The 9,542-nt window shown below is 38.4% G+C and carries 8 protein-coding genes; 7 read left to right on the plus strand and 1 reads right to left on the minus strand.

Annotation, left to right across the window (positions count from 1 at the left end; all coding sequences use genetic code 11):
- Positions 1 to 11: 11 nt before the first annotated feature.
- Positions 12 to 1,553 (minus strand): aldehyde dehydrogenase family protein, encoded by a 1,542-nt coding sequence (locus ACIQZ6_RS05010; RefSeq protein WP_395808816.1) that lies wholly within the window; start codon positions 1,551 to 1,553, stop codon positions 12 to 14.
- A gap of 240 nt (positions 1,554 to 1,793) precedes the next feature.
- On the opposite strand from ACIQZ6_RS05010, the gene ACIQZ6_RS05015 reads away from it, so the two are divergent.
- The 7 genes from ACIQZ6_RS05015 (at position 1,794) to ACIQZ6_RS05045 (ending at position 9,340) form a co-directional block, all read left to right on the plus strand.
- Positions 1,794 to 3,197 carry a tetratricopeptide repeat protein gene (locus ACIQZ6_RS05015; RefSeq protein WP_395808818.1) on the plus strand — a complete coding sequence of 468 codons (1,404 nt, stop codon included), beginning with the start codon at positions 1,794 to 1,796 and terminating at the stop codon, positions 3,195 to 3,197.
- A gap of 133 nt (positions 3,198 to 3,330) precedes the next feature.
- On the plus strand, positions 3,331 to 4,101 hold the full coding sequence (locus tag ACIQZ6_RS05020; protein WP_395808820.1) for a phosphosulfolactate synthase: 771 nt from the start codon (positions 3,331 to 3,333) through the stop codon (positions 4,099 to 4,101).
- A gap of 45 nt (positions 4,102 to 4,146) precedes the next feature.
- Complete coding sequence (locus tag ACIQZ6_RS05025) at positions 4,147 to 4,926, plus strand: shikimate dehydrogenase family protein (RefSeq protein ID WP_395808822.1); 780 nt, start codon at positions 4,147 to 4,149, stop codon at positions 4,924 to 4,926.
- Entirely contained in the window at positions 4,926 to 5,507 is a 582-nt protein-coding gene (gene gldD, locus ACIQZ6_RS05030; RefSeq protein WP_395808824.1) for a gliding motility lipoprotein GldD, read from the plus strand. Before ACIQZ6_RS05025 ends, gldD begins: the two co-directional genes overlap by 1 nt.
- A 558-nt stretch (positions 5,508 to 6,065) precedes the next feature.
- Entirely contained in the window at positions 6,066 to 7,370 is a 1,305-nt protein-coding gene (locus ACIQZ6_RS05035; protein ID WP_395808826.1) for a M20/M25/M40 family metallo-hydrolase, read from the plus strand.
- Between the two features lie 76 nt (positions 7,371 to 7,446).
- The gene (locus tag ACIQZ6_RS05040) at positions 7,447 to 8,085 is read left to right on the plus strand and encodes an MBL fold metallo-hydrolase (protein WP_395808828.1); all 639 of its coding nucleotides are present in this window, start codon (positions 7,447 to 7,449) and stop codon (positions 8,083 to 8,085) included.
- Positions 8,054 to 9,340 carry an FtsX-like permease family protein gene (locus tag ACIQZ6_RS05045; RefSeq protein WP_395808830.1) on the plus strand — a complete coding sequence of 429 codons (1,287 nt, stop codon included), beginning with the start codon at positions 8,054 to 8,056 and terminating at the stop codon, positions 9,338 to 9,340. The genes ACIQZ6_RS05040 and ACIQZ6_RS05045 overlap by 32 nt, the downstream gene beginning before the upstream one ends.
- Positions 9,341 to 9,542: the final 202 nt, after the last annotated feature.

The raw sequence follows: 9,542 nt of genomic DNA on the forward strand, positions 1-9,542 counted from the left end.
ATTTGCCTGGCTTAAAGATCAAATTTGATCCCTTGTGCTAGCGGTAATTTATCTGAATAATTGATTGTATTTGTTTGGCGACGCATATAAGCTTTCCATGCATCCGATCCAGATTCTCGTCCACCACCTGTATCTTTCTCGCCGCCAAATGCTCCACCAATTTCTGCTCCTGAAGTTCCGATATTTACATTTGCAATACCACAATCTGATCCGGCATAGGCTAAGAATTGCTCTGCTTCACGTAGGTTCAGCGTCATAATAGCAGATGAAAGTCCTTGAGGAACATCGTTTTGCATAGCTATGGCCTCATCGAGCGTTTTGTATTTCATCAAGTAAAGAATGGGTGCAAAAGTTTCATGCTGCACAATCTGAAAATCATTTTTAGCTTCTGCGATACATGGCTTAACATAGCATCCTGATTCGTAACCTACACCTTCAAGTACTCCGCCTTCAACAATAAAATTGCCGCCTTGTTCTTTGCATTTTTCAATTGAGCTGAGGTAGCTTTTAACCGCATCTTGATCGATAAGCGGACCAACATGAATATTCTCATCGAGCGGATTTCCGATTTTTAATTGTCTGTAAGCCTTTATAAGTTTATCTCTGAAGGTATCATAAACACTTTCGTGAATGATCAGCCTTCGAGTTGATGTACACCTTTGTCCGGCAGTTCCAACCGCTCCGAATACCGCCCCAACTAGCGACATTTCTAGGTCGGCATCTTTAGATATAATGATTGCATTGTTTCCTCCAAGTTCCAATAAACTGCGCCCTAAACGGGCACCCACGGCTGCACCCACGGCTTTTCCCATGCGGGTTGATCCGGTTGCCGATACTAGTGCGATACGTTTATCATGGCTCATTAGCTCTCCAATGTTACGATCGCCAAGGATTAGACAAGACGTACCTTCAGGAACCTCATTAGCCTCAAATACTTTTTGGATGATATGCTGACAGGCAATGGCAGTTAGCGGAGTTTTTTCAGATGGTTTCCAAATACAAACGTTTCCGCAAACAAGTGCAAGGCTTGCATTCCATGCCCAAACTGCCACCGGAAAGTTGAACGCTGAAATAATTCCAACAACGCCCATTGGATGCCATTGCTCATACATGCGGTGCGCTGCTCGCTCAGAATGCATGGTCAAGCCGTATAGCTGACGCGATAACCCAAGTGCAAAATCGCAGATGTCAATCATTTCTTGTACCTCGCCATAGCCTTCCTGTAGGCTTTTACCCATCTCATAACTAACCAGCTTACCCAGATCTTCTTTATTTTGCCGAAGGGCATCACCTAGTTGCCGGATGATTTCGCCCCTTTTTGGAGCGGGCCAGGTTCGCCATATTTTAAAGGCAGCCTCTGCTGTAGCAAGTGTATTTTGAAAATCTTCAGCGTTCGCAAAATTTACACTGGCAATTTCTTTTCCATCAACAGGCGAAACGATGACTGTACGCTGTTGGGTGTTGCTGCTGTTCCACTGTTTGCCTGTACTGCATGACAGATTAATATGCTGTATTCCAAGATTCTGTAACGTAGGAATGATATCTATTTGCATAAAATTTCGTATTTTTGTAAAGTTAAGCATTTCCCCTAAGGGCATTCAAAAGGATAAACACAAAACATTTCCTCAAACAGCACTAGTTAATAGTTATTTTCAGCCTGTTAGCTCTTAATTGTCAGGATGTGGAAAAATAAAATCTGAATAATAAGCTATTTGCCTTAAATTGATTGCAATAGAATTTATTGTTCTTTGGGCAATATAGAGGGGGAACATTCTTAATGGCATTATTTTAGGATGGAAGAAGATTTTGAGTTTGATTTTTCCGAAGATCCCAGATTTTCGGTAGAAAGATATGAAGAGATGATCCGCAATCAGGATCAGTACTTTTTTGATGCTCAGGCATTTGAAAGTATTATTGAATATTACGTTGAAAAGAATGATCCGATTAAGGCCTTGCAGGTTGTAGAATATGCAATAAATCAGCATCCCTTTGCATCCGTCTTTTTTATCAAGCAGGCACAGTTATATTTAGCAACCAGCCAATTCGATCAGGCATTCGAGTCTTTACATAAAGCCGAAACCCTGGAGCCTTCTGATGCCGATATTTATACCATCAGAGGTAATATTTACGAAGGGATGGAGCGCAATCAGGACGCTCTTGATAATTATGAAAAAGCATTAGAACTTGCAGAAAGTACCGACGAAATATTGCTGCATATAGCCTATGTATATCAAAGTATGGGCGATTATGAGAATGCAGTTGGCTATTTGAAGCAATGCCTAGAGCAGAACATGGAAAATCAGGATGCACTGTATGAACTTGCATTTTGTTATGATGTGCTAGATAAGCAAGAAGAAAGCATAAAATTTTATGAGCAATACATTGATAATGAGCCTTATTCTTATGCTGCATGGTATAATTTAGGGAATGCTTTCAATAAGATGGACTTATATGAAAAGTCAATTGATGCGTATGATTATGCTATTCTGATCAAAGACAATTTTGCTTCAGCTTATTTTAATAAAGGAAATGCATTGGTTAATTTGGATCGTTATTCTGAAGCCATCGATGTTTACAAGCATACCTTTGAATACGAACCTCCAAGCGGAGATACCTATACAGCTATCGGGGAATGTTATGAAAAGCTGGAACGGATGGATGAAGCACGTTCTTATTATAAAAAGGCAGTTAAGCTTGACCCTTTACAATCAGATGCTTGGTTTGGTATTGGTGTAACTCTTGATTTTGAGGAGCGGTATTTCGAATCACTTTATTTTTATAGAAAGGCACTTGACCTGGATGATAAAAATGCAGATTACTGGTTTGCCATTGCCGACGCTCAGTATAAATTAAAGCAGCTCGACGAATCAGAAAAGGCATATGAAAAAGTTCTGGAGCTTAATCCGGTTGATATTGAGGCATGGCTTGACTATTCATCAATATTATTTGAGCAGGATAAATTGACTGCTGCCATAGAAATTATTTCTGAAGGAATAAAAAACAATCCAGACTCAGCCGAACTGTATTACAGGATGGTTGCCTACCTTTTTGCTGCACATCAGTTTGGCGAAGCACTCATCTATCTGGAAACTGCACTGAATTCTGATCCGGAGAAGCACCATATTCTTTTTGAATATCTGCCTCAGCTGCACGAAAACAAGGTTATTGTTGATATTATTAATCGATATACCCGTTAAAAGATTAATATAATTATTGAGGCCTCAGGTATTGATTTTTTTTTGGAAATTTGCCCAAAATTTAGTGGGCCTTTTTTTAAAAAGAAACGTTTATACCAAGGCTTAACCAATTATTCAAAACCAATAAAATAGAATGAATTATACTTTAAAAAATATCCCTGATCGTACACAAAAACCACGTGTTAATGGTCTTACAATGGTTATGGATAAAGGACTTAGTGTTCGTCAGATAGAAGATTTTTTGGAAGTTGCTGGTCCGCATACTGATATAGTTAAATTAGGCTGGTCAACTTCATATGTTACCCCTAATCTTGAGAATAAATTAAAAGTATATCGTGATGCACAGATTCCTGTCTATTTCGGAGGAACTTTGTTTGAAGCTTTTATCATTAGAAATCAGTTTGATGATTACCGAAAGATCCTAGATAAGTATGATATGAAGTTTGCTGAAGTATCTGATGGATCTATCACCATTCCTCATGATGAAAAATGTGAGTACATCCGAAAACTAAGTGATCAGGTTACTGTTATATCTGAAGTAGGATCGAAAGATGCTGCCAAGATCTTTGCTCCCTATAAGTGGATTAGTTTAATGAAGGCTGAGATTGAAGCAGGCTCATGGAAAGTTATTGCCGAAGCTCGTGAAAGTGGCAATGTTGGTTTATACAGAGATTCAGGAGAAGTTAGACAGGGTTTGGTTGATGAGATATTAACTCAGATACCTGCTGAAACCATTATATGGGAAGCGCCTCAAAAGGCACAACAGGTATGGTTCATTAAATTGATTGGTACCAATATTAATCTTGGGAATATAGCTCCGGCTGATGTAATTCCTGTTGAAACTTTGCGTTTAGGACTAAGAAGCGATACTTTCGATCATTTTCTAGATATGGAAGTTAAATAAACATCTTTATTCTTTATTTCTTAACCATAAGTTTTAATAATTGTCATGAAGAAATATGGCCTGATCGGATATCCGCTAACTCATTCTTTTTCCAAAAAACACTTTACTGAAAAGTTCTTACGAGAAGGATTGGATAGTTATCAGTATGAGCTTTATCCTTTACCTAATTTAAGTGATCTGCCTGAGCTGATCAACAGTATTCCTGATCTTTGTGGTTTGAATGTAACTGTACCACATAAAATTGGAGTGATGTTCTATCTTGATAAAGTTGACCCTGCTGCCAAAGAAATAGATGCAGTAAATTGTATAAAGATAGTTAACCATCAGCCGGTTGAGGCTTTCTTCAACGGTGAACTTTCGTCTATGCAGGTTAGGCTTGAAGGGTATAATACAGATGCCTACGCTTTTGAAGAATCCTTAAAGCCTTTATTGAAAAAGCATCATCATAAAGCATTGATTCTTGGTACCGGTGGAGCATCTAGAGCGGTTGCTTATGTGCTTAAAAAATTAGGTATTTCCTATAAAAAGGTTTCTAGGCGTGCTGTTGGTAAGCAGTTAACCTATAAAAAACTAAGTGAAGATATTCTGCACGATTATTTATTAATCATCAATACGAGTCCGGTAGGAACTTCACCAACTATTGATGAATGTCCTGATATTCCATATGAATTTATTTCAGGCAAGCATTTATTATATGACCTGGTTTATAATCCGGCAGAAACCGAGTTTCTCAAACGAGGAAAAGCTAGGGGTGCCAGTATAAAGAACGGTTTGGAAATGCTTCATCTGCAGGCTGAAAAATCTTGGGAAATATGGAATAGCTGATGAACAGGAATTTTTTATTGAGCCTTTTTAGTATCGGTATTCTTTTTAACTCTTGTGCTGGCGATTACTCTCCTAAACCACGTTCCTATTTTAGAATTGATCTTCCTGAAAAGAAGTACCAGGTGTATTCAGGTGATTGCGCCTATAGTTTTGATTTTCCGGTTTATGCACAGATTCTGCCTGATAAAGATAAAGAAGCAAAACCATGTTGGATAGATGTACATTATCCTCAGTTTAATGGTCGAATTCATTTAAGCTATCAATCTTTTTCTACAAAAGAACAGTTCAATCAGCTAGTAGAAGATGCCCGAACATTTGCATTTAAACATACGGTAAAAGCAACAGCAATTGATGAAGCCATGATATCGTACCCTGAAAAGAAGGTTTATGGTATTTATTATTCAATTGATGGCAATACCGCGTCGTCTGTGCAGTTCTTTTTGACAGACAGTACCAAAAACTATCTACGTGGTGCTCTATATTTTAATGAACAACCTCGACTAGATTCCATACAGCCAGTACTAGATTTTATTAAAAAGGATGTTGATCAGATGATCAAAACTTTTAAATGGAAAAAATAATAGCCTTGATTTTAATGTATTAAATGGCTAGTGCACGCGTGCTGCGTGTTTTCTTATTAAATTAATTCAATTTTTGTTGGTTTTACGAAGGTCTCTCACTTGTCGCTAGTGCACGCGTGTCGCGTGTTCTATTATTAAATAATCCAATTTACATTGGTTTTACGAAGGTCCCTCACCTGCTGAAGGGCAGGTTTCGGGATGACATCGCTTTAACATTGCATTTTTTTTTAAAGCGCTGTGCACGTGTCATCCTGAACAGAGTGAAGAAACTTAGTTGTATCCTTAAACAAATTTCTTTATCCTTTATACAAAGCGTCTTTGCGTCTTTGCGAGAGCCTTTTTTACCTATACCCATAGCAAAATTGTGGTAAGAAAACGAAGGTCCCTCACCTGCTGAAGGGCAGGTTTCGGGATGACATATAAGAGTTAGCTTGCAATTTATTTTTTTAGGCGCTATGCAATCCTTTTGAGCGTATGTTTTCTTATATTCAAATCGTAATTCCTGAATCTTAAAACCTATAGGTAAAGATTTCAGTTTACATTAAAATCGAAAAATCCATGAAAATAATTTACACCTTCTTATTGCTCTTGCTTATAAATTCCAATACTCAAGCACAGTTAAGCCAAGATGAAAAAAGGATTATCCAATATATCAAAGCTCATTTTGGAGAGTCAGAAGAATTGCTCATTGAATCTGTTAATATTAACAGTGGAACTTTGAATACAGAAGGTGTCAAAAAGGTGGGTGCTATTTACCGTAGGGAACTCGATAAACTAGGATTTACTACAGAATGGGTCAATCTGCCTGATTCGTTGCGCCGTGCTGGGCATTTGGTAGCTACCCGAAAAGGTTCACAAGGAAAACGCCTTTTTTTGATTGGGCATCTGGATACTGTTTTTGAGCTGGATATGGCGTTTAGCCCCTATACAAAATTAAATGACTCAACTGCTACCGGTCAAGGAGTGAATGATATGAAGGGGGGTAACATGGTCATGATTTCAGCATTAAAAGCTCTTCATTCTCTCAAACTATTAGATAATACCCAGATCATAGCCTACTTTACCGGCGACGAGGAAAGTTCGGGTTCGCCGCATGCTGTGGCCAGGAAAGATTTTATTGAACGTGCCCGTACTACTGAGATAGCCCTTGGTTTTGAAGGTGCGCAGGGCCTAAATACTGTGGCTGTTGCTCGTCGCGGAATTGGTGGCTGGGTTTTGAATGTAAATGCAAAAACAGGCCATTCTGCAGGAATTTTTAGTCAGAGTGCAGGATATGGCGCTATTTACGAAGCTGCCAGGATTATCACTGAATTTCGCACTCAGCTAAAAGATGAAAAGTATTTGACTTTTAATCCGGGTTTGATGAGCGCCGGATCTGAGATTAGAGTTGATAATGCCAATGCCAAAGTTGAGGCAATAGGCAAAACTAATATCATTTCTCCTGCCGCTTATGTTGCCGGAGATCTGCGCTTCATTTCAGAAGTACAGCGCAACAAGGCAAGAGAGAAAATGAAAGCTATTACTGCTCAAAGCCTGAATGGTACCAGTTCTACAATTACGTTTACCGATGGGCTTCCTGCTATGGAGCCAACAGAAGGTAATTACAGACTGGTTAACTATCTGGATAAGATTTCACGTGATATGGGTATTGGTGCAACTCTGGCCGGTGATCCCGGGGCTCGCGGAGCAGGGGATATATCTGATATTGCCAAATACGTAGATTGTTTGGATGGAATGGGTGCATCTGGAGGCGGAGCACATAAGCCGGGCGAAGTGGTTGACCTCAAAGAGTTGCCTATCCTTGTACAGAGAGCAGCCTTAATGATTTACCGGCTGAGTCGAGCAAATCCATCAATAAACTAATTAAGAAGCAGCCTGCTGAAAATGCCTGGAGTAATATTCTGTATCGGAATGGGTTGAATTTGGTACTTTTGTAATTATGATCCAAATTAAGTCATTCGCAGTTAATCCTTATCAGGAGAACACCTATATTCTTTTCGACGAAACATCGGAATGTGTGATCATTGATCCTGGAATGTATACAGGTGATGAGCAAAATGAATTTTTGAAATTTATTTCCGACAATAAGTTGAAGCCAGTTTTACTTCTGAACACACATTGCCATATAGATCATGTTTTGGGGAATAAATTTGTTTTTGATACGTATGGACTATTGCCCCAATTTCATAAGGGAGAAGAAATTGTTCTAAACTCGGTTGTGTCTTATGCACCTCAAATGGGAATTCGCTATGAAGTTTCACCCCTTCCTGAAGTTTTTTTACCAGAAAGTGGAACAGTTAAATTTGGCGAATCTGAGCTTGAATTGATATTTTCACCCGGTCATTCGCCTGCTCATTTATGTTTTTATAATGTAAAAGACTGCTTTTTGATTGGCGGCGATGTGTTGTTTTATCGAAGTATTGGGCGAACTGACCTTCCAGGTGGTAATCATGATCTGCTGATCACTAATATCCGCGAAAAATTATTTGTTTTACCAGATACTTGCAGGGTTTATCCGGGGCATGGGCCATCAACCAGTATCGGATTTGAGAAGCAGCATAATCCTTTCCTTAGCTGATGCAACATTACTAAAGACAGATAATTTGAACACTTCCTATTATATCGCCAAAAGGTATCTGTTTTCAAAAAAATCGGTCAATGCCATCAATTTTATTTCAGGTATTTCTATGCTTGGTGTTTTTGTAGGAAGTGCTGCTCTCATCATTATTCTTTCAGTATTTAATGGTTTTGAAAACATTGTACTTTCTATGTACAATACCTTTAGCCCGGAACTTCGCATCGAAGCCCTGAAAGGAAAAACATTTGATCCTGGAAATACGTATTTCATGACTTTGAAAAACGATAAACGTATTATTAACTATACTGAAGTATTACAGGAAAAGGCTCTGGTACGTTATGGTGAAAGCCAGTCTATTGCTCTGATAAAGGGCGTTAGCGAGGGTTTTATGAAAAATAAAACCGGACTTGACTCGGTCATCTCTAGTGGAAGTTTTACTTTATGGTCTAGGGGTCAGGATATGGCGGTGATAGGTTATGCATTACAAAATTTTTTATCCATTAACCTGAATAATGAATTTCAAAGTCTCGATGTTTATTCACCCAGAAAAGGTGCTTCAAACTCAGTGAATCCTGCCGATGAGTTCAATGTGCGTTCCATCTATCCATCCGGTGTTTTTGCTGTTCAGCAAGAATTTGATAATACAATGATCGTTCCTATACGTTTTGCACGCGAATTGCTTGGCGAGAATAAACTCGTATCCTATATTGAGATAAACGCAGCTAAGAATGTTGTTATTGATGACTTTCAGACTGAGATTGAAAAATCTTTAGGAAAGGAATTTCTGGTCAAGAACCGCAGCCAGCAAAACGAATTATTGTATAAAATTCTGAATTCTGAAAAGTGGGCCATCTTCTTGATCCTTACATTTGTTTTAATCATCGCGATCTTTAATATTATTGGATCCCTAACTATGCTGGTTATCGATAAACGAAAAGATATTGCCATTTTAACTAGCCTAGGAGCTGAAAAATCCTTGATCAGGGGCATTTTCTTTATTGAAGGAATGATGATCTCTATGTTAGGATGTTTTTTTGGAATGCTTGCCGGATTAATCTTTATCCTTCTTCAGCAACAATTTGGGTTTATTGCCATGTCGGGTGTAAATCTGATGATTGATACTTATCCGGTTGGGATCAAGCTTAGTGATTTTGTTCTTGTATTTGGAACTGTATTGCTTGTGTCTATGATTGCTTCTGCTATTTCATCTACACTGAGTGTGAAGACTTCAATCAATTTGAGGGACGATTTGTAGATTATAAATGTCAATCTGGGTCAGGCATCCTGAACAGAGTGAAATTATAAAATGCTTAGTGGGTACCACTAAGCATAAGAAACATAAAATTATTTTAGAATAATTTTTATGTCAATATTTTGTGTCTTTTGTCTTGAAACAAAAGGCACCAATGCCGAAGCGCACTTCAGCGCTGAGACCACGAAGACCTATAAAAAAACAA

Origin of the sequence: Daejeonella sp. (genome assembly GCF_044348475.1) — a bacterium.
Classification (GTDB): domain Bacteria; phylum Bacteroidota; class Bacteroidia; order Sphingobacteriales; family Sphingobacteriaceae; genus Daejeonella.